At 68.6% G+C, this 18639-nt stretch carries 19 protein-coding genes; 14 read left to right on the top strand and 5 right to left on the bottom strand.

The genetic code is table 11. From position 1 onward, the window contains the following. The first annotated feature begins 108 nt into the window (after nucleotides 1-108). The 4 genes from rplU to proB all read left to right on the top strand — a co-directional run bounded on the left by rplU (nucleotide 109) and on the right by proB (nucleotide 3377). Nucleotides 109-420, top strand: a complete 312-nt coding sequence (gene rplU / locus ABZX92_RS09890; protein ID WP_045316485.1) for a 50S ribosomal protein L21 — start codon at nucleotides 109-111, stop codon at nucleotides 418-420. Nucleotides 421-434: 14 nt separating this feature from the next. Then, the gene (gene rpmA / locus ABZX92_RS09895; RefSeq protein ID WP_030468120.1) at nucleotides 435-692 is read left to right on the top strand and encodes a 50S ribosomal protein L27; all 258 of its coding nucleotides are present in this window, start codon (nucleotides 435-437) and stop codon (nucleotides 690-692) included. Between the two features lie 102 nt (nucleotides 693-794). Then, the gene (gene obgE, locus ABZX92_RS09900) at nucleotides 795-2246 is read left to right on the top strand and encodes a GTPase ObgE (protein WP_355555928.1); all 1452 of its coding nucleotides are present in this window, start codon (nucleotides 795-797) and stop codon (nucleotides 2244-2246) included. Nucleotides 2247-2249: 3 nt separating this feature from the next. After that, the gene (gene proB / locus ABZX92_RS09905) at nucleotides 2250-3377 is read left to right on the top strand and encodes a glutamate 5-kinase (protein WP_355555931.1); all 1128 of its coding nucleotides are present in this window, start codon (nucleotides 2250-2252) and stop codon (nucleotides 3375-3377) included. Here the strand turns inward: proB and ABZX92_RS09910 are convergent. Continuing rightward, a complete protein-coding gene (locus tag ABZX92_RS09910) occupies nucleotides 3370-4635 on the bottom strand; it encodes an MFS transporter (protein WP_355555933.1) in 1266 nt (421 codons plus the stop codon). The genes proB and ABZX92_RS09910 overlap by 8 nt on opposite strands. A 425-nt stretch (nucleotides 4636-5060) precedes the next feature. On the opposite strand from ABZX92_RS09910, the gene ABZX92_RS09915 reads away from it, so the two are divergent. After that, on the top strand, nucleotides 5061-5444 hold the full coding sequence (locus tag ABZX92_RS09915) for a VOC family protein (protein WP_355555935.1): 384 nt from the start codon (nucleotides 5061-5063) through the stop codon (nucleotides 5442-5444). Here ABZX92_RS09915 and ABZX92_RS09920 read toward each other — a convergent pair. After that, nucleotides 5426-6325, bottom strand: a complete 900-nt coding sequence (locus tag ABZX92_RS09920) for an AraC family transcriptional regulator (RefSeq protein ID WP_355555938.1) — start codon at nucleotides 6323-6325, stop codon at nucleotides 5426-5428. The two genes, ABZX92_RS09915 and ABZX92_RS09920, sit on opposite strands and share 19 nt — an antisense overlap. A gap of 82 nt (nucleotides 6326-6407) precedes the next feature. Here ABZX92_RS09920 and ABZX92_RS09925 point away from each other — a divergent pair, with 82 nt between their 5' ends. Further along, nucleotides 6408-6818 carry an anthrone oxygenase family protein gene (locus ABZX92_RS09925; protein ID WP_355555941.1) on the top strand — a complete coding sequence of 137 codons (411 nt, stop codon included), beginning with the start codon at nucleotides 6408-6410 and terminating at the stop codon, nucleotides 6816-6818. Here ABZX92_RS09925 and ABZX92_RS09930 read toward each other — a convergent pair. Next, nucleotides 6796-7980 carry a cytochrome P450 gene (locus ABZX92_RS09930; RefSeq protein WP_355555944.1) on the bottom strand — a complete coding sequence of 395 codons (1185 nt, stop codon included), beginning with the start codon at nucleotides 7978-7980 and terminating at the stop codon, nucleotides 6796-6798. The genes ABZX92_RS09925 and ABZX92_RS09930 overlap by 23 nt on opposite strands. A 40-nt stretch (nucleotides 7981-8020) precedes the next feature. Between ABZX92_RS09930 and ABZX92_RS09935 the strand changes: the two genes are divergently transcribed. The 3 genes from ABZX92_RS09935 (at nucleotide 8021) to ABZX92_RS09945 (ending at nucleotide 11480) form a co-directional block, all read left to right on the top strand. Next, the gene (locus ABZX92_RS09935) at nucleotides 8021-8740 is read left to right on the top strand and encodes an alpha/beta hydrolase (RefSeq protein WP_355555947.1); all 720 of its coding nucleotides are present in this window, start codon (nucleotides 8021-8023) and stop codon (nucleotides 8738-8740) included. Nucleotides 8741-8973: 233 nt separating this feature from the next. After that, a complete protein-coding gene (locus tag ABZX92_RS09940) occupies nucleotides 8974-11163 on the top strand; it encodes a choice-of-anchor P family protein (RefSeq protein WP_355555950.1) in 2190 nt (729 codons plus the stop codon). Nucleotides 11164-11234: 71 nt separating this feature from the next. Further along, entirely contained in the window at nucleotides 11235-11480 is a 246-nt protein-coding gene (locus ABZX92_RS09945) for a hypothetical protein (protein WP_355555953.1), read from the top strand. Here the strand turns inward: ABZX92_RS09945 and ABZX92_RS09950 are convergent. Both ABZX92_RS09950 and ABZX92_RS09955 read right to left on the bottom strand, forming a co-directional pair. Next, nucleotides 11474-12406: a PrsW family glutamic-type intramembrane protease gene (locus ABZX92_RS09950; protein WP_355555956.1), complete on the bottom strand. Its 933-nt coding sequence runs from the start codon at nucleotides 12404-12406 to the stop codon at nucleotides 11474-11476. The two genes, ABZX92_RS09945 and ABZX92_RS09950, sit on opposite strands and share 7 nt — an antisense overlap. A gap of 55 nt (nucleotides 12407-12461) precedes the next feature. Continuing rightward, nucleotides 12462-14546, bottom strand: a complete 2085-nt coding sequence (locus tag ABZX92_RS09955; RefSeq protein ID WP_355555959.1) for a RecQ family ATP-dependent DNA helicase — start codon at nucleotides 14544-14546, stop codon at nucleotides 12462-12464. 63 nt (nucleotides 14547-14609) lie between these two features. On the opposite strand from ABZX92_RS09955, the gene ABZX92_RS09960 reads away from it, so the two are divergent. The 5 genes from ABZX92_RS09960 (at nucleotide 14610) to rsfS (ending at nucleotide 18631) form a co-directional block, all read left to right on the top strand. After that, complete coding sequence (locus ABZX92_RS09960; RefSeq protein WP_355555961.1) at nucleotides 14610-15875, top strand: glutamate-5-semialdehyde dehydrogenase; 1266 nt, start codon at nucleotides 14610-14612, stop codon at nucleotides 15873-15875. Between the two features lie 16 nt (nucleotides 15876-15891). Further along, on the top strand, nucleotides 15892-17055 hold the full coding sequence (locus tag ABZX92_RS09965) for a cytochrome P450 (RefSeq protein WP_355555963.1): 1164 nt from the start codon (nucleotides 15892-15894) through the stop codon (nucleotides 17053-17055). Between the two features lie 180 nt (nucleotides 17056-17235). Continuing rightward, nucleotides 17236-17817, top strand: a complete 582-nt coding sequence (nadD, locus tag ABZX92_RS09970) for a nicotinate-nucleotide adenylyltransferase (RefSeq protein WP_082115289.1) — start codon at nucleotides 17236-17238, stop codon at nucleotides 17815-17817. Between the two features lie 85 nt (nucleotides 17818-17902). Continuing rightward, nucleotides 17903-18106 carry a cold-shock protein gene (locus ABZX92_RS09975; RefSeq protein WP_030468099.1) on the top strand — a complete coding sequence of 68 codons (204 nt, stop codon included), beginning with the start codon at nucleotides 17903-17905 and terminating at the stop codon, nucleotides 18104-18106. Between the two features lie 141 nt (nucleotides 18107-18247). Beyond that, nucleotides 18248-18631 carry a ribosome silencing factor gene (gene rsfS, locus ABZX92_RS09980; protein ID WP_053735595.1) on the top strand — a complete coding sequence of 128 codons (384 nt, stop codon included), beginning with the start codon at nucleotides 18248-18250 and terminating at the stop codon, nucleotides 18629-18631. Nucleotides 18632-18639: the final 8 nt, after the last annotated feature.

Raw genomic sequence — 18639 nt, forward strand, 5'->3', positions numbered from 1 at the left:
GGGTCCTGTCGTGTGCCCCCTCTGCTGACTGCAGTTGTTCAATCACTGTTTCGCAGGTGGGTTGGCGCATGGCCCGTCACCATCGAGTAGCAGGAGACTTCCGTCCTGATGTACGCGATCGTCAAGACCGGCGGCAAGCAGTACAAGGTCGCTGTCGGCGACATCGTCGAGGTCGAGAAGCTCGAGGGCGAGCCGGGCACCGAAATCTCCCTCCAGGCGCTGCTCGTGGTCGACGGCACCAACGTCACCGCTGACGCGGCGGCCCTGGAGAAGTTCTCGGTGACCGGCAAGCTGGTCGAGCACACCAAGGGCCCGAAGATTCGCATCCACAAGTTCAAGAACAAGACCGGCTACCACAAGCGCCAGGGTCACAGGCAGAAGCTGACCCGCGTCGAGGTCACCGGCATCACCGGTAAGTGAGGACCTGACTTCTCATGGCACACAAAAAGGGTGCGTCCAGTTCCCGCAACGGCCGTGACTCCAACCCCCAGTACCTGGGTGTGAAGCGGTTCGGCGGTCAGGTCGTCAAGGCCGGCGAGATCCTGATCCGCCAGCGCGGCACCAAGTTCCACCCCGGCGTCGGCGTCGGCATCGGCAAGGACGACACGTTGTTCGCCCTGCTGCCCGGTGCGGTGGAGTTCGGCATGAAGCGCGGTCGCAAGACCGTCAACATCGTCCCGGTTGCGGTCTGAGAGACCGTTCCGCGACGTAGTTAGACCTCAGCGAGGGGCGGGACCGGTCTTCCGGCACCGCCCCTCGTTGCTTGTTCAGAACTTTTGAGAGGAAGTAGTTCCGTGGCCCGCTTCGTAGACCGGGTGGTGATCCACGCTGCCGCCGGCAACGGGGGCAACGGGTGTGCTTCAGTGCACCGCGAGAAGTTCAAGCCGCTCGGCGGCCCGGACGGCGGCAACGGGGGCAGCGGCGGCAACGTCGTCCTCGTCGTCGACTCGCAGGTGCACACCCTGCTGGACTTCCACTTCCGCCCGCACGCCTCCGCGACCAGCGGCAAGGCGGGTGCGGGTGCGAACCGCGACGGCGCGAACGGCGAGGACCTGATCCTGCGCGTCCCGGACGGCACCGTGGTGCTGACCGAGGACGGCGAGGTCGTCGCTGACCTGGTCGGCGAGGGCACGCAGCTCATCGCCGCCGCCGGTGGCCGTGGCGGTCTGGGCAACGCCTCGCTCGCGTCCAAGGCCCGCAAGGCGCCCGGTTTCGCGTTGCTCGGTGAGCCGGGCGAGACGCGTGACCTGGTGCTGGAGCTCAAGTCCGTCGCGGATGTCGGCCTGCTCGGGTTCCCGTCCGCCGGCAAGTCGTCGCTGATCTCGGTGCTCTCCGCCGCGAAGCCGAAGATCGCCGACTACCCGTTCACCACGCTGGTGCCGAACCTCGGCGTGATCACCGCGGGCGAGACCATCTTCACGATGGCCGACGTGCCCGGCCTGATTCCCGGCGCGTCGCAGGGCAAGGGCCTCGGCCTCGACTTCCTGCGTCACATCGAGCGCACCGCCGTGCTCGCCCACGTCGTCGACTGCGCGACGTACGAGCCCGGCCGCGACCCGATCGCGGACATCGACGCGCTGGAGAACGAGCTGGCGGAGTACACCCCGTCGCTCGGCGGCAACTTCGAGGACCGCCCGCGCGTGGTGATCCTGAACAAGATCGACATCCCGGATGCCAAGGATCTGGCCGACATCGTCCGCCCGGAGATCGAGGCCCGCGGCCTGCCGGTGTTCGAGGTGTCGACGGTGTCTCGCGAGGGACTGCGCGAACTCTCCTTCAAGCTCGCCGAGGTGGTGCGCGAGTACCGCGCCGCCCAGCCGAAGAAGGAGTCGACCCGAATCGTGCTGCGGCCGACCGCCGTGGACGATGAAGGGTTCACCGTGACCGAGGACCCCTCGGTCGAGGGTGGCTTCATCGTGAAGGGCGACCGCCCCGAGCGCTGGATCCGCCAGACCGACTTCTCCAACGACGAAGCCGTCGGTTACCTCGCGGACCGCCTGAGCAGGCTGGGTGTCGAGGACAAGCTCGTGAAGATGGGCGCCATCCCGGGCTGCCAGGTCACCATCGGCGACCTGGTGTTCGACTGGGAGCCGACCACGCCCGCCGGTATCGCGATGACGATGACCGGCCGTGGCACGGACGTCCGTCTTGAGCGCAACGACCGCATCGGCGCCCACGAGCGCAAGGCCCTGAAGAAGGCCCGCCGCGCGCCCGGCGAGTACGGCGACGACTTCGACGAGGAGTAAACCGTGACGGCCCCCGTGGTCTCACCGGCACGGCTTGCGGTGGCTTCGGCTGCGCGCATCGTGGTGAAGGTCGGTTCTTCTTCTTTGACCACAGCCGAGGGCGGGCTCGATCCGGCCCGCCTCGACTCGCTGGTCGACGCCCTGGCTGCCCGGTCCCGAGCCGGCAGCCAGGTCGTGCTGGTCTCGTCCGGTGCCATCGCCGCAGGCCTGGCGCCGTTGGGAATCTCCCGTCGGCCGCGTGACCTCGCCACGCAGCAGGCCGCCGCGAGCGTCGGGCAGCTGACGTTGGCGCACGCTTACGCGAACTCGTTCGGCCGCTACTCGCTGACCGTCGGGCAGGTTCTGCTGACCGCCGACGACGTGGTGCGCCGCGCCCACTACCGCAATGCCCAGCGCACGTTTTCCCGGTTGCTGGCCTTGGGTGCGGTGCCGGTGGTGAACGAGAACGACACCGTGGCCACCGAGGAGATCCGCTTCGGCGACAACGACCGGCTGGCGGCTTTGGTGGCCCACCTGGTCGGCGCGGACGCGTTGTTCCTGCTGTCCGATGTGGACGCTCTCTACTCGGGTGACCCGCGCAAGCCCGGTGCCGTCCGGATCTCCGAGGTCGCTTCGGCGTCCGATGTGGACGGCGTGCAGGCCGGAACCGTTGGTGCGTCCGGTCTTGGCACCGGTGGCATGGCCTCGAAGCTGGCCGCCGCCCGGCTGGCCTCCTCCGCGGGCATCCCGGTGCTGCTGGCTGGTGCTTCGGACGCCTCTCGGGCGTTGTCCGTCGCCGATGTCGGTACTGCTTTCGCCGCAACGGGTTCGCGGCTGACCGCCCGCCGCTTCTGGCTCGGTTACGCCACCGACGCGAACGGCCGCCTGCACCTCGACGACGGCGCGGTCGCCGCGGTCGTGGGCCGGCGTCGTTCGTTGCTGGCAGCGGGAATCAGCGGTGTGGACGGCGACTTCGAGGCCGGTGACGTGGTCGAGCTCGTGAGCCTGGCCGGTGAGGTCGTGGCGCGCGGTGTGGTCGGCTACGACTCGGCGGAGCTGCCGTCGCTGATCGGCCGCAAGTCCCACGACCTGCCTGCTGAGCAGCGCCGCGAGGTCGTGCACGCCGACGACCTGGTGCCGCTCGCTAGGTGAGTTCGACGCCCTTGGTCTCGGGCAGCGTGAGGATCACCAGGAACGAGATCGCCGCGGCGATCGCCACGTACCAGAAGAAGACCGTGCCGCCGACCGCCTGAATCACGAGCGGCGCGGTGCCGCCGAACAGCGCGACCGTCAGGTTGTACCAAGCGCCAATGCCGAGGCCGCGCAGTTCGGTGGGGAACAGCTCGCTCATCAACGCGGGCGCGATCGACGTGATCGTCGTGTAGAGGCCGAGCCCGACGCAGAACACGATCACCAGGTTCGCGAGCCCCGGTTTGACCAAAGTGGACAGCGGCACGACCAGCACCGCCATCGCCGCCGACCACACCAGGATCTGCGGCTTGCGGCCGTACCGGTCGGCCATCCACCCCATCGGGTACTGCAGCGCGATGAACACCACCGTGCCGATCGACAGCGCCAGGAACACGTCGATGTCGTTGGCGCCCTTGGTCTTCACCGCGAACGGCGTCAGCGCGCTGAAGAACGTGTAGAAGCACAGCGTCGACAGCAACGTGACGCCGATGAGCTGTCCGACCGCCTTCGGATGTTCCTTGAGCGTCAGCAGCAACGGGTTGCGCAGCTTCTCGGCCTTCGCCCTGTTCTCCTCGAACTGCTCTGTCTCCGGCAGTTCGCGGCGCAACCACAACCCGATCAGCCCGAGCACGCCACCGATCAGGAACGGCACGCGCCAGCCGTACGTCGCCATCGCGTCCTTGTCGAGGCCGCGGGACAGGAAGAACCCGAGCAGCGACGCGATGAGCACCGCCACACCGGTCGAGATGTAGAAGAACGACGAGTACCTGCCGCGATGGCTGGGTTTCGCGATCTCCCCGAGGTACGCCGACGCGTTGGAAACCTCGCCGCCCAGCGCCATGCCCTGCGCGACGCGGGCGAGGACGAGCAGCGCCGGCGACAGCCAGCCGACCTGGTCGAACGTCGGCAACAACCCGATCACCACCGACCCGCCGGACATCAACGCGATCGTCAGCAGCATCGCGGTGCGGCGGCCCTTGAGATCCGCGAACCGGCCGAGCAGATACCCGCCGAGCGGCCGGAAGAAGAACGCGAGCGCGAACGTGGCGAACGTGCTCAGCAGCGCCGCGGCCTCGTTGCCCTTCGGAAAGATCTGCGTCGCAAAATAAATACTAAATGCGGTATAAATGCCCCAATCGTACCATTCCACCGCATTTCCGGCCGAGGCCGCGACCAGCTTGCGCACGGGCAGTCGATGGGTTTCCGAAGTAACCACCATGTGGTCACCTTGTCACACACGGCGACGAATGGGCGCGTACGTCTCAACTGGTTCATTGGTCAGGAAGTTGACGACCATCGCGTTGCACAGCGCGGGTTCTCGTGCAGCGGCCCGTGTGAAGAACCACGGCGAGCTCGGCCTCGGGGGAGTGCCCGGTACATGGCCGTCGCGTGCTCCGGCGTCATCCTCACCGATCATGATCAGTGTCCTGTGGGGCGACTTCCGCTCGTTTCCGGCTCGAAGTCGGTCTTCGACGTGGGCATGACGCTCCCGGTCACTCCGATGGGTGAACCTCGTCCCGATCCACGCCTGGCGCCCTCTGTTAGATGTCCCGAAAACATGGTCATCTTCGCCGCGACCAGAGGAAGGAGCGCACGGGCGAGCATCTGCGGGGCTGTCTCACCCACCGAGCCATACTGATCAGCGTGCGTTCAACGAGCTTGGTGACGTTGGTTGTCAGGGACTACGACGAGGCGATCCGCTTCTACGTGGACGGCCTGGGCTTCACGTTGGTGGAGGACACCCCGCAAGGCGACAAGCGCTGGGTGGTGGTGTCCGCGGGCGGGGGAGCGGCCCTGCTGCTGGCCCAGGCGGACACGGACCAGCAGTCCGCCAGAGTCGGCGACCAGACCGGCGGCCGCGTCGGGTTCTTCCTCACCACCGACGACTTCGACCGCGACCACGCCCGCATGACGTCGTTCGGCGTGCGGTTCCTGGAGACGCCGCGCGACGAGGTCTACGGGCGCGTGGCCGTGTTCGAGGACCTCTACGGCAACCGCTGGGACCTGCTTCAGCCCGCCCGCGCCTGACCCGGTGACACCCCGACGATCCGCTTGAACGCCCGGCTGAACGCGGCCTCCGACTCGTAGCCGAGGCCGCGCGCGATCTCGCTGACCGTGCTGTCGCGGTCTTTGAGGCGGTTCATCGCCACGTGCATGCGCCACCGCGTCACGTACCGCATGGCCGGCTCGCCGACGAGGCCGGTGAACCGGGCCGCGAACGCCGAGCGGGACATCGCGGTCTGGTGCGCCAGGCGCTCGACCGTCCAGGGCTGCGCGGGGTCGCGGTGGATCAACGCCAGCGCCTGCCCGATCTGCTGGTCCTGCAACGCGCCGAGCCAGCCGGTGCGCGCGGCTGGGTCGGTGGCGAGCCACGAGCGGATCGTCTGGATCACCAGCACGTCCGCGAGCCTGGTGATCACCGCTTCGCCGCCGGGGCGCAGGTTTCGCGCCTCGGCGGCCATCAGGTCGATGGTGGCGCGCATGTCGTCGGCCTGCCGCACGTACAGCACCTGCGGCAACACCTTGATCAGGTGCTTCGCGGCCGGGTGGTCGAAACGCACCGCACCACACACGAGGTGCGTCACGGCGCCGCCGCCGCCGTGCCTCAAGATCGCGTAGTTGTCGGTCTCGAAGGTGTGCGGCAGCGTCGTGACCAGCGGCGTTTCCGCGTCTCCTGAGAAAAGGCGGTGACCCTGACCGCCCGGAACGAGCAGCACGTCGCCGGGTTCGAGCGTGGTGACCTGGCCGTCCACCTCGATGTCGCAGCGGCCGCTGGTGAGCACGTGGAACCACAGGCAGTCGGCCATGTCGGGCATCGTCAGGCCCCACGGCTCGGTGAGCTCAGTCCGGCAGTAGAAGCTGCCGGACATCCTCATCAGGTGCAGCGCCTCGCCCAATGCGTCCGTCATGCCGTTGATTCTGGACGAACGAGCAAGTCTGCGCGATGAACTGTCATTGAGAGTCTCGACCGCGCAGGCCAGAGTGAGCGTCATGGGGACAATCACGCTGATCGCAGCCGCCGCTTCCGGCCTGATGGCCGGCCTGTTCTTCGCGTTCTCCACGGCCGTCATGCCCGGTCTCGCCGATCTGCCCGCCGCGGACGCCCGCGCCGCCATGCGTCGCATGAACGTCCGCATCCAGAACCCGTTGTTCCTGCTGGTGTTCGCGGGCAACGTGATCCTGTGCGGCATCGAGGTCTTCCAGGGCCGGATCGCCGGCGGCCTGCTCTACATCCTCGGCTCGTTCCTGCTGACCGTGGTGGTCAACGTGCCGATGAACAACCGCCTCGAACGCGCCGACGACGCCTACTGGCCCGAGTACCTGCGCAAGTGGACGATCTGGAACCACGTGCGCGGCCTCGCCTGCCTCGCCTCGACGATCACCCTGCTACTCGGATTCTGAGGCCGTGCTTGGGGCGCATCGCGGCGACGCTCGTCGGTGTGATGCGCTGCTCGACCAGTTCGGGTTTCGGCCTTTGCAGCAACGCTTTCAGCATCACGGTCAGCTCCGTCGTCGCGAGCCCGGCGCCGATGCACCGGTGCGGCCCGCCCCCGAACGGCAGGAACTCGTGCGGAGCGGGCTTGCGCTCCCACCGGTCCGGGTCGAACCGCAGCGGGTCCGGCCAGATGCTTTCCAGCCGATGCGTGACATACGGGCTGTACAGCAGGAACGTGCCTTCCTTGATCTTCCTCCCAGCGAGCTCGAACGGTTGCGCCGCAACGCGTGCCGACACCACCGCCGGTGGGTACAGCCGCAGCGTCTCGTTCACGACGTTCGCCAGGTAGTCGTCGTCTTCCCGCGCACGCTCCCAGACCCCGTTGTGCCGCAACAGGTTGAAGATCGCCCACGCCATCGCGCCGCTCGTCGTCTCGTATCCCGCGGCGATCAGCGTGACGACCTGGTCGCGCACTTCGAGGTCGCTGAGCCCGTCGCTCTGCACGAGCGCGGTGAGCACGTCTCCGGCCGTGTTGCCCTGGCGCGTCTCCTCGATCGCCTTGTAGACCCGCGCGTCCACGGCTCGGCGTGCCCTCATCGCGTTGCGCCACGCCGGTGCTTTGAGCTTTCTGAGCAACGTCACGATCGCCGGGTTGCGGTCGATCAGGTTGATCAGCAGCTGCAGGTGCGCGCCGAAGAACTCCGCGTCCTGCGCCAGCCTGTCGCCGAACAGCGCGTGGATCGTGCTGCGCCTGATGGCCCGCCGGAACTCCTGATAGGCGTCCACTTCTTGCCCTGGCCGCCAAGCGTCGAGCGTCTTGTCGGCGTTCTGCTGCATCACCGGCACGTAGTTCGCGATCTGCCGATGCACCAACGCCGGCTGCACGTGCTTGCGCCGCCGCTTGTGGTCCTCGCCGTCGCTCACGATCAACGACGTGGGCCCGTCCACCGGCACCAGCACCTGGAACGCCCGCTCCACCTCGAACAGCTCGGAGTTCGCGAACACGAACCGGTTCGCCTCCGGCCCGAGCAGGTAGGTGTAGGGCCCCATGCGCACCACCGGCCCGAACCTCCGATGCAGACCGGAAAGAAGATCGGCCTGCCGGAACCGCACGACGTCCGGAATCATGGCGTTGACAGTGCCACACCGCACCGGGGGACGGTTCGCAATGCCAGCACGGGTTCCGCTGCCGACCTTGAACGCGGGCGGCGTGTCCATCGCCTACCGCATGGACGGCTCACTGTCCGGCCGACCCGTGGTGTTGTTGCACGCCTTGGCGAGCACCTCGGCCACCTGGACCGGCCTGACCCGCTCACTGGTGACCGCCGGTCACCTCGTGATCGCCCCGGAACTGCGCGGCCACGGCGGCAGCGCCTGGACCGGCGACTACCGCCTGGACTCCGTGCAACGCGACGTGGTGAGCGTGCTCGACCTGCTGGACATCGCCGAGTTCGACCTCATCGGCCACTCGCTGGGCGCCCACATCGCCGCGCTGCTGGCCGGCCGCCGCCCAGACCGAGTCCGCAAGCTCGTGCTCGAAGACCCGCCACCCCCACCGCGCTCCGGCCCATCCCGCCCACCCCGGCGAGCCCTCGCCTGGTTCCTCGCCGCGCAGGGCCTGGCGCGCCGCAGTTTCGACCGCCGCATGGTGCCGCAGATCCTGACCCAGCTCCGCGCACCCGACCCGTTGTGGTGGGACGGCCTGTCCGCGATCAAGGCCCCGACCCTGCTGATCGGCGGCTCGCGCAGCCACATCTCCTTGGAGCGCCTGGAAGAAGTCGCCGCAGAGATCCCGCACTGCGACCTGCTCACGATCGACGCGGGCCACCGCATCCACAGCACCCGCCCCACCGAGTTCCAGGACGCCGTGCTGCGCTTCCTCGCCTAATCGATCTTGTCAGACCCGCTGAGTAAGTTGGGTTGCGAGGGGATCCCAGCCCGGGGGTACCCCTGCGTCAGCGCGCGTGCGTCCGTTCGGATCTGTGCATCTGGCGTTCGGGTGAAGTTCGTGTCGGCTCGAACTGGAATGCGGGATCCTTTCGCCGGGTCGGGGCCCCTCTTGCACGGAAGGCACCCCCGATGCCCCGAGCCAGGCTCGCGACGGCGCTCACCATAGGACTCGTGAGCGCGAGCGTCGTGTTCGCGCCACCGGCACTCGCCGACCACTTCGTCTCCAAGACGTTCCACCCGACCGGCGGCGAACAGACCTACACGATCCCCGCAGGCGTCACGAAACTGCGCGTCACCGCTATCGGCGGACGCGGCGGCAACGGTGCCGACGGCGGCGACGGATCAGCGCCCGACGGCAGACGCGGCTACCGAGCCACCGCCGACCTCGCCGTTGCGTCCGGCGTCACGCAGCTCGTGGTCGCGGTAGGCCAGAACGGCGGCGACGCCAACGGAGCGAACGGTGGCGCCCCCGGCTTCGGCGGCGGTGCCCCGGGCGGCTTGGGCACACCCTTCGCGGGCGGTGCCGGCGGTGGTGCGAGCGATGTGCGGCTGTGCTCGGCCGCGGCACCGTGCGACAGCCTCGCCAGCAGACTGGTCGTCGCACCCGGCGGCGGTGGCGGCGGAGGCCGTTGCTTCGCCATCGGCTGCGTCTCGGGTAGCAAAGGCGGCGACGGTGGTGACAACGGCGGCGGCACACCCGGCATCCCCGGACCGGGCGGATTCCCCGGTGCACCAGGCGCTTTCGGGCGAGGTGGCCTCGGTGCACCCGGCAACCCCGTGACCGCCGGTGGTGGCGGCGGGGGAGGAGGCGGCGGTGGCTGGTTCGGGGGTGGCGGCGGCGCGTCCGGCTTCCAGGCGCCGACCCCGCTGATCGTCGCGGTCGACGGCGGTGACGGCGGCAACGGCTCGGCCCGCGCGGGCGCCGGCGTCTCGAACTTCTCCCTGGAGGAAACCGACGAGGAGCCGTCGGTGACGATCAGCTACCTCGTCGAGTCCACGACGATCACCTACACCGGCCCCACGTCCGGCTTCACCGGCGACCCGGTGACACTCTCCGCCCGCCTCACCGCCACGACCTCGGGCGCCCCGGTACCCAACGCCTCACTGGTGTTCCGGCTCAACGCCACCGAAGTGTGCGTCGGCACCACCAACTCGAACGGCGTCGCCTCCTGCACGATCACCCCGAACGAAGTCGCGGGCACCTACCCGTTGGCGATCGGCTACGGCGGCGACATCGTGCACCAGCCGTCGGCTACCGAGGTCCAGTTCGAAGTCACCCGCAAACCGACCACGCTCACCTACACCGGCGCGCTGACCGGCGACTTCCACGACCCCGCAACGGTTTCCGCCCGCCTCACTCTGACCGGCACCGGCGACCCGGTCGGCAACCAACCGGTCTCGTTCAAGCTCAACAACACCGAGACCTGCGCCGGCACCACCAACGCGGACGGCATGGCGTCGTGCACGATCACCCCGAACGAGCCTGCCGCCACCTACCCGCTGACGGCGACGTTCGCAGGCAGCAAGGGACTGCTGCCGTCGAACACGAGCGTCGATTTCGTTGTCACCAAAGAAGAAACCGCCCTCACCTACACCGGCGACACGACCGTGGCCAACGCCGAACCCGCCCGCCTCGCCGCGAAACTCACCGAGGACGACGGCGCTCCGGTCGCCGGACGCAGCGTCCAGCTCAACCTGGGCGCACAGTCCTGTGTGGACACGACCGACGCGCAAGGCACGGCGGAATGCACGATCGCGTCTGTGGACCAGCCGTTGAACGCGACCGCCACCGTCCCCGTGACGGCAACCTTCACTGGCGACCAGTTCTACGAGCCGAGCTCGACCTCCACCACGGTCGGCCTGCGGTACATGACCGGCCGTGGCTTCGGATTGTCCGGCAACGCGCTCGGCCTCACCGTGCAGCCGACTCCTGACACCGGCGAGGTCCGCGTGGCACGGGCAACCACCACGGCGCCACCGTGTGTCGCCAACCTGTCCGCGGGTGCTCGCGCGTTGTGCACGTCGGTGACCACGACGCTGGCCCCCGGCACGTCAACGGCACGCACGTCCGTCGCCGAACTGGGCGTCGGCATCGTCGCCCTGCGAGACGTCGTCGCCACCTCGCGCAGCACGTGCGGCGGCGCCACCGGCAACGTCACCATCGGCGCGCTGACCGTCGCCGGCCTTCCGATCACCGTCAGCACCGCGCCGAACACCACGATCCCGCTGGTCGGCGGCAAGATCGTGATCAACGAGCAGGTGCCGGTGCCCGGCGGTCTCAAGGTCAACGGCGCGCACCTCACCCTGCCCGGCGTGGACCTGGTCGTGTCGTCCGCGACCTCGGCCATCCACAACTGCTGATCTGACGGAACCGCCCACCAGGTCCTCAGTGCCGTGCTACTACTTCGGCACTGGGGATCTTGGGGGATCACATGCACGACGATGACGACTTCTCGTCCGAGCCCGACTTCTCGTCACGGCGGCACCGCGACATGGACCTGCGCAACGCCCCGTCGTGGGCTCAAGCGTTCGTGTGGCTGGGCACCCTCTTCGCCCTCATCGGCGTCGTGATCTTCTTCGGATCCAGGAACACCGCGCCGTCCACGGCGTTCTTCCTCATCGGCCTGGTGTTCGTGGCACTGGGAGCACTCGGCAACAGCACCTCCCGTCGTCACTGAGGCGGCTGTCCAGCAGGCCACCACCGCGCGTCCGTGGGCACCGCATACCCGCGCACCGCGGCGAACTCCCGCCGCGACGCCCGCACCAGACTCACCAGCCACAGCACGCCGACCACCGAGATCAACGCCAGCCCGAGCCACGTGAACACGGTGAACAGCCGCACCTGCGCCGGCGTCGGCTGTGGCATGTAGCCGGCCTCGAACGCCTGCTCCTGCCACGGCTGGTCGGTCAGCACCAACGTGATCACGACGGCGATGCTGTTCATCGAGTCCCACAGCGCGTGCAGCAACGACACCCCGAGGTAGGCCCAGAGCAGCCGCCTGGTGAGCATGAAGTGCTCGCGACCACTGCGCGAGAACAACACCCCACCGAGGATCGCCGTCCACAGCCCGTGCCCGAACGGTGCGAGGAAGCCCCGCAACAACTCCGTCGTGACCAGGTCCATCAACGACAGCCCGTTCTCGGTAAGCGTCGCGGTGAGCGCGTATCCGGCCGACTCGAAGGCCGCGAACCCGAACCCGACACTCGCGCCGAGCACCAGCCCGTCACGCGTCGACTTGTGCACCAGATGCCGCGTCAGCAACGCCAGCGCCCCGAGCTTGACCGCTTCCTCGATCAACCCGACGCCCACGAACAGCCAGGGCGAAGGGTGCAGCAGGTACGTCTCCAGCAACGACGCCCCGAGCACGCCCAGCACCCCGCCGACCGCGAACGTCCGGAACACGATCTCCCCGGACACCTCCCCGGAGTGGCTGTGCTCGAACGCCCACACCACGAACGTCGCCGGCACCAGGAAGCTGCCCAGCAGCACGATCGTCGGGATCAGGTTGGCGTTGCCGGTCAGGTAGGTGATCACCACCGTCGCGATCCACAGCGCCAGCCCCAGGAAGAACATCCGCAGCCACGACCTGCGCGTGCGTGCCACCGGCGAAACCATGGCCGGGAGTTTCCCGCCCAGCCACGACCGGGACAACCCGGGGTCAGTTCGTGACGGCCAGCGCGAACGGCAACACCGCCGGCACCCCCTCCTTCCTGAGCATCCGGGCGGCCACCGTCATCGTCCAGCCGGTGTCGATGTGGTCGTCGATCAGCAGCACCGGACCGTCCACACCCGACACGTCCGGTGTCTCGCCGGACCGGACGAGACCGGCGAGACGTTGGGCGCTGTTGGCCCGGTGCGTCGACTCTCCGAGCCAGACGGTGCCCAGGAGCGGCAGGCGGCCGATCGAGGCGATGCGCTGGCCGAAACTGCCGACCAGCGCGGGGCGCCTGCGGGAACCCACGGTCACCACGCCGACCGGGCGGTCGTCCCAGCCCCACGCCGAGAGCACCTTCACGCAGGCAGCGAAGACGTCCTCGGGGATCTCGCGGTCGGTGCCGTCGGCGAGCAGGTCGCGCAGCTTGGTGCCCCAGCCGATGTCGGTGAGGCGGCCCAGCGCGCGGCCCGTCGCGGCGACCTCCGCCGGCGGGATCTTGCCGGACAGGGACACGCCGATCGCGGCCATTCCGGTTGGCCACATCTTGCGCGGTGCCACGTCCAGGCCGGGGCGCAGCAGGCGTTCACGAGCCGCGCCCGCCGCGGATTCCGACACCTCGACCGACAGTCGTTCGCCGGTGCAGTTGTCGCAACGGCCGCAGGTGTGTGCGGTCGGGTCGTCGAGCTGGTCCTGCAGGAACTTCATCCGGCAGGTGGTGGTGCGCAGGTAGTCGACCATCACCTGCTGCTCCGCCTTGCGCGCCTCGGCGATGCGCGCGTACCGCTCGCCGTCGTACTCCCACGGGCGGCCGGTGGATTCCCAGCCGCCGCGGACCCGGCGGACCGCGCCGTCGACGTCCAGCACCTTCAGCACCACTTCGAGCCTGCTGCGGGACAGCTCGACCATCGGCTCCAGCGCTGCCGTCGACAACGGTTTGCCCGCGCCGTCCAGGGCGGACAGCACCTGGCGCACCACGACCTCCGGCGGGAAGGCCAGCGAGGCGAAGTACGACCAGATGTCGCGGTCCTCGTGGCCCGGCAGGAGGATCACCTCGGCGCGTTCGACACCGCGGCCCGCCCGGCCGATCTGCTGGTAGTACGCGATCGGGGAGGAGGGCGCGCCGACGTGCACGACGAACCCCAGGTCCGGCTTGTCGAACCCCATCCCGAGCGCCGAGGTGGCGACTAGCGCCTTGACCCGGTTGTTCAGCAGGTCCTCCTCGGCGCGTTCGCGTTCGGCGGGCTCGGTCTTGCCCGAGTACGCCGCGACCGTGAAACCGCGTGAGGAGAGGAACGCGGCGATGTCGTCCGCCGCCGCGACCGTGAGCGTGTAGATGATGCCGGAGCCCGGCAGCCGGTCGAGCTGCTCCGCGAGCCACCCGAGGCGTGACTCCGCGGTGGGCAGCAGCGCGACCGACAGACGCAGGCTGTCGCGGTCGAGAGGACCGCGCAGGACCAGCGTGCCCTCGTCGGCACCGAGCCCCAGCTGCTCGGTGACGTCGTGGACCACCCGGTTGTTGGCCGTCGCCGTCGTCGCCAGCACCGGCACGCCCGGCGGCAGCTCCGTCAGCAACGTCCGCAGTCTGCGGTAGTCCGGCCGGAAGTCGTGGCCCCAGTCCGAGATGCAGTGCGCCTCGTCGACCACGAGCATGCCCGCGGACGCGGTGAGCGAAGGCAGCACGGCGTCCCGGAAGTCGGGGTTGTTCAGCCGTTCCGGACTCACCAGGAGCACGTCGACCTCGCCGGCCGCCACCTGCTCCTGCACGGCGTCCCACTCGCCGGTATTCGCCGAGTTGATCGACACCGCGTGCACACCGGCCCGTGCCGCCGCGTCGATCTGGTTGCGCATCAACGCGAGCAGTGGCGAGACGATGACAGTCGGGCCCTCACCGAGCTGTCGCAGCAACGCCGTCGCGATGAAGTACACGGCCGACTTGCCCCAGCCGGTGCGCTGGACGACGAGAGCTCTGCGGCGCTGAGCCACGAGGGTGTGGATCGCCGTCCACTGGTCCTCGCGCAGCACCGCCTCCGGGTCCGCCAGTGCCCGCAGCCGTTCTTCGGCCAGCTCCCGCAACGCGATGTCGTCCATGAGGCGCAAGCTTGCCAGGCCGGTCTGACAATTGTGATTGTCGCAGGTCGTAAGCTGTGTGTCGTGACTGATGACCTGCGCGACCAGGTGCACGCCGCAGCCCGCCGCGCCCGCGTCGCCGCCGACGAACTCGTCCTCGCCACGCGTGAGCGCAAGGACACCGCGCTGCACGCGATGGCCGCCGCTCTCCGCGAGCGTGCGCCGGAGATCATCGAGGCCAACCAGAAGGACCTCGAAGCGGGCAAGGCAGCGGGGCTGCCGGACAACATCCTGGACCGCCTCACGCTCAACGAGTCCCGCGTCGAAGCCGTCGCGGTTGGCCTCGAAACCGTTGCGGGACAAGCCGATCCGGTAGGTGAGGTGCTGCGTGGCGGCATCCTCCCGAACGGCTTGGAGCTCAAGCAGGTCCGCGTCCCGATGGGCGTCGTCGGCATGGTCTACGAGGGCCGCCCGAACGTCACGGTCGACGCCGCCGGTCTCGCGCTGAAGTCCGGGAACGCCGCGCTGCTGCGGGGTTCCTCGACCGCCGAGAACTCCAACACCAAGCTCGTCGCGGTCCTGCGCGATGCACTCGAAAGCGTGAACCTGCCGGCCGACTCGGTGCAGCTCCTACCGTGCCACGACCGCGCGTCCGTCACCCACCTCATCACCGCGCGCGGCCTTGTCGACCTGGTGATTCCCCGTGGTGGCGCGGGTTTGATCAACGCGGTCGTCCAGCAGGCCACGGTTCCCACGATCGAGACCGGCGTCGGCAACTGCCACGTCTACGTCGACAAGTACGCGGACCTCGACATGGCCGAGGCGATCGTCCTCAACGCCAAGACGCGGCGCACGAGCGTGTGCAACGCGGCGGAATCTCTTCTGGTGCACAAGGACGTCGCGCACGAGTTCGTCCCGCGCATCACCAAGGCGCTGCAGCAGGAGAGCGTGATCATCCACGGCGACGCCGCGTTCGCCCAGCAGGCCGACGTCCTGGAGGCGACGGACGACGACTGGGGCACCGAGTACCTCAGCCTCGACATCGCGGCGAAGGTCGTCGACTCGCTGGACGACGCGGTGCGGCACATCGCGACGTACGGCTCCGGCCACAGCGAGGCCATCGTCACGAATGACGTTGCGGCAGCACGGAAGTTCACGACGCGGGTGGACGCGGCTGCGGTGTTCGTCAACGCCTCCACGGCCTTCACGGACGGCGCGGAGTTCGGCATGGGCGCGGAGATCGGCATCTCCACGCAGAAGCTGCACGCCCGCGGTCCGATGGGCCTTTCCGAGCTGACGTCCTCGAAATGGGTCGTCTGGGGCGAAGGCCACACGCGCCCCAAGGCGTAGTCCTACGTTGGGAGACATGGCTCCCACCTACCCGTTCTCCGAGACTGACGCGCTGGTCCTCGATCCGACCTATGAACGTCTACGGCGTGAAGAGCCCGTCACGCGCGTGACGTATCCGTACGGCGGCGAGGGCTGGCTCGTCACGTCCTACGAAGAGACGAAGTTCGTCCTGGGCGACCCGAGGTTCAGCCGAGCGCGAACGGTCGGGCAGGACGTGCCGAGGATGCAGCCCCTCATCGCGCCTGGCGGCTCGATCCTCACGACCGACGGCCCGGACCACGCGCGCATGCGTCGCCTCGTGTCGAAGGCGTTCACGGTGCGACGGATCGAGGAGCTGCGTCCACGCGCGCAGCGGATCGTCGACGATCTGCTCGACCGTCTGGACAACCCCGGCGACCTCGTCGAGGGCTTCTCGATGCCATTCCCGATCACGGTCATCTGCGAGCTGCTCGGCGTGCCGTTCGAGGACCGCGCCGACTTCCGCCTCTGGTCGAACCAGGCGCTGTCCACGGTCGGCAGCTACACGCCGGAAGAGGCGATGGACGGCGTGCTGAAGCTGCACGCCTACTTCACCGACCTCGTCGCCAAGCGCCGCGCGGAGCCTGCCGACGACCTGATCAGCGCGCTCGTCGCCGCCCGTGACAACGAGGACCGGCTGAGTGAGGACGAGCTGGTCCGGTTCGGCATCACCCTCCTCGTCGCCGGCCACGAGACGACGGCGAACATGCTCGCCAACAGCGTTGTGACGCTGATCGAGCACCCCGACGCGATGAAGAGCCTCAACGAGGACACGCTCCCGAACGCCATCGAGGAGCTGCTGAGGTTCATCCCATTGGGCAGTGGGGCCGGCTTCACGCGCATCGCGACCGAGGACGTCCAGGTCGGCAACGCGCTCGTGCAGGAAGGCGACGCCGTGCTGGTGGTCGTGTCGTCGGCGAACCGCGACGAGTCGGTGTACCCGAAGAGCGACGAGCTGGACCTGGCGCGCGAGGTCGGCCAGCACCTGCAGTTCGGGCACGGCATCCACTTCTGCCTGGGCGCGCAGCTCGCGCGGATGGAGCTGCAGGTGGCGCTGGGCACGTTGCTGCGCCGGATGCCCGGCCTGCGGCTCGCCGAACCCGTCGAGTTCCGCAAGGGTTCGCTGGTCAGAGGCCCGGTGAAGCTCGTGGTGGCCTGGTAGCGAAAAATCTTGGCGCAACCGCGTAAGGGGACGCGCCCGCGCGCGTTCCTCCATTGCGCGGCTCTGCTTCGGGGTGGGCCGCGACCCGCACGGCCCGTCCTCCCCCAGGGCCGTTCGGTGTGATCAGCACGACGGGCGCCGGATCACGGGAGCGGTCCGGCGCCCGTCTACGCTTTCCGGATGCGCATCGGCGTCATGGGTGGCACGTTCGACCCGATCCACCACGGCCACCTCGTGGCCGCGAGCGAGGTGCAGTCCAAGTTCGACCTGGACCGCGTGATCTTCGTGCCGACGGGTCAGCCCTGGCAGAAGGCGTCGCGCGAGGTCTCACCGGCTGAGGACCGCTACCTGATGACGGTCATCGCCACGGCGTCGAACCCCCGGTTCTCGGTCAGTCGCGTGGACATCGACCGCGACGGCCCCACGTACACCGTCGACACCCTCACGGATCTGAAGAAGCAGTACCCGGACGCCGACCTGTTCTTCATCACTGGTGCCGACGCGCTGGAGCAGATCCTGTCGTGGAAGCGCGCCGCCGACGCGTTCGATCTGGCCCACTTCATCGGGGTCACTCGTCCGGGTTACACGCTGAACGACCGTCACCTACCGCCGGGAGCAGTGTCGTTGATCGAGGTCCCGGCCATGGCGATCTCGTCCACCGGCTGTCGCGCAAGGACTGCCTCGGGCCAGCCGGTCTGGTATTTGGTCCCGGACGGTGTGGTCCAGTACATCGCGAAAACAGGCTTGTACTCCGAGTCGTGACCACCTTCGGGTGGATTTTGCGTGCATCCGAGCGCGCGGGGAGCAACAATCAGCGGGTTGTTGCTGGTTCGTGGAAGGCAAGACTTTGGCTACAGGCACCGTGAAGTGGTTCAACGCCGAGAAGGGGTTCGGCTTCATCGCCCCCGACGACGGCTCGGCTGACGTCTTCGTGCACTACTCGGAGATCCAGTCCAAGGGGTTCCGCTCGCTCGAGGAGAACCAGAAGGTCGAGTTCGAGGTCGGTCAGGGCCAGAAGGGGCCGCAGGCCCAGCAGGTCCGCCCGCTCTAAGCTTCGGCGCAGGTGAAGGCCACTCCAGGGCGCTGGGGTGGCCTTCCTCATGCCCGCGTGTGACGTAACGGTTGGCGGTCGCCGGTACTCTCAGTAACTCGTGTGGGCGTATCGACGCTCGCCGGAAGTCAGAGGAGTGACGTGGCAGCCACCGACGAGGCACGACGGCTGGCGCTGGTCGCGGCGAACGCAGCGGCCGACAAGAAGGCGCACGACGTGACGGTGCTCGACGTCTCCGACCAGCTCGTGATCACGGACGTGTTCGTGATCGCGTCCGCTCCGAACGAGCGGCAGGTCGGCGCGATCGTCGACAACATCGAGGAGAAGCTGCGGGAGGCCGGTACGAAGCCGGTGCGCCGCGAAGGGGCTCGCGAGGGCCGGTGGGTGCTGCTGGACTTCGTCGACGTCGTGGTGCACGTGCAGCACGTCGAGGAGCGCAGCTTCTACGGCCTGGAGCGGCTCTGGAAGGACTGCCCGCGGATCGAGTTCGAAGCGGACGTCCCCGCCGAGTCCACGGCTGAATGAGGTAGCTG

Origin of the sequence: Lentzea sp. NPDC006480, assembly GCF_040611995.1 — a bacterium.
Lineage (GTDB): Bacteria > Actinomycetota > Actinomycetes > Mycobacteriales > Pseudonocardiaceae > Lentzea.

What these genes read in the sequence shown, in the direction of transcription:
- rplU (WP_045316485.1), top strand. Translation starts at nt 109, where the DNA reads ATGTACGCGATCGTCAAGACCGGCGGCAAGCAGTACAAGGTCGCTGTC.
- rpmA (WP_030468120.1), top strand. Translation starts at nt 435, where the DNA reads ATGGCACACAAAAAGGGTGCGTCCAGTTCCCGCAACGGCCGTGACTCC.
- ABZX92_RS09910 (WP_355555933.1), bottom strand. Translation starts at nt 4,635, where the DNA reads ATGGTGGTTACTTCGGAAACCCATCGACTGCCCGTGCGCAAGCTGGTC.
- ABZX92_RS09920 (WP_355555938.1), bottom strand. Translation starts at nt 6,325, where the DNA reads ATGACGGACGCATTGGGCGAGGCGCTGCACCTGATGAGGATGTCCGGC.
- ABZX92_RS09925 (WP_355555941.1), top strand. Translation starts at nt 6,408, where the DNA reads ATGGGGACAATCACGCTGATCGCAGCCGCCGCTTCCGGCCTGATGGCC.
- ABZX92_RS09930 (WP_355555944.1), bottom strand. Translation starts at nt 7,980, where the DNA reads ATGATTCCGGACGTCGTGCGGTTCCGGCAGGCCGATCTTCTTTCCGGT.
- ABZX92_RS09935 (WP_355555947.1), top strand. Translation starts at nt 8,021, where the DNA reads ATGCCAGCACGGGTTCCGCTGCCGACCTTGAACGCGGGCGGCGTGTCC.
- ABZX92_RS09945 (WP_355555953.1), top strand. Translation starts at nt 11,235, where the DNA reads ATGCACGACGATGACGACTTCTCGTCCGAGCCCGACTTCTCGTCACGG.
- ABZX92_RS09955 (WP_355555959.1), bottom strand. Translation starts at nt 14,546, where the DNA reads ATGGACGACATCGCGTTGCGGGAGCTGGCCGAAGAACGGCTGCGGGCA.
- ABZX92_RS09965 (WP_355555963.1), top strand. Translation starts at nt 15,892, where the DNA reads ATGGCTCCCACCTACCCGTTCTCCGAGACTGACGCGCTGGTCCTCGAT.
- nadD (WP_082115289.1), top strand. Translation starts at nt 17,236, where the DNA reads ATGCGCATCGGCGTCATGGGTGGCACGTTCGACCCGATCCACCACGGC.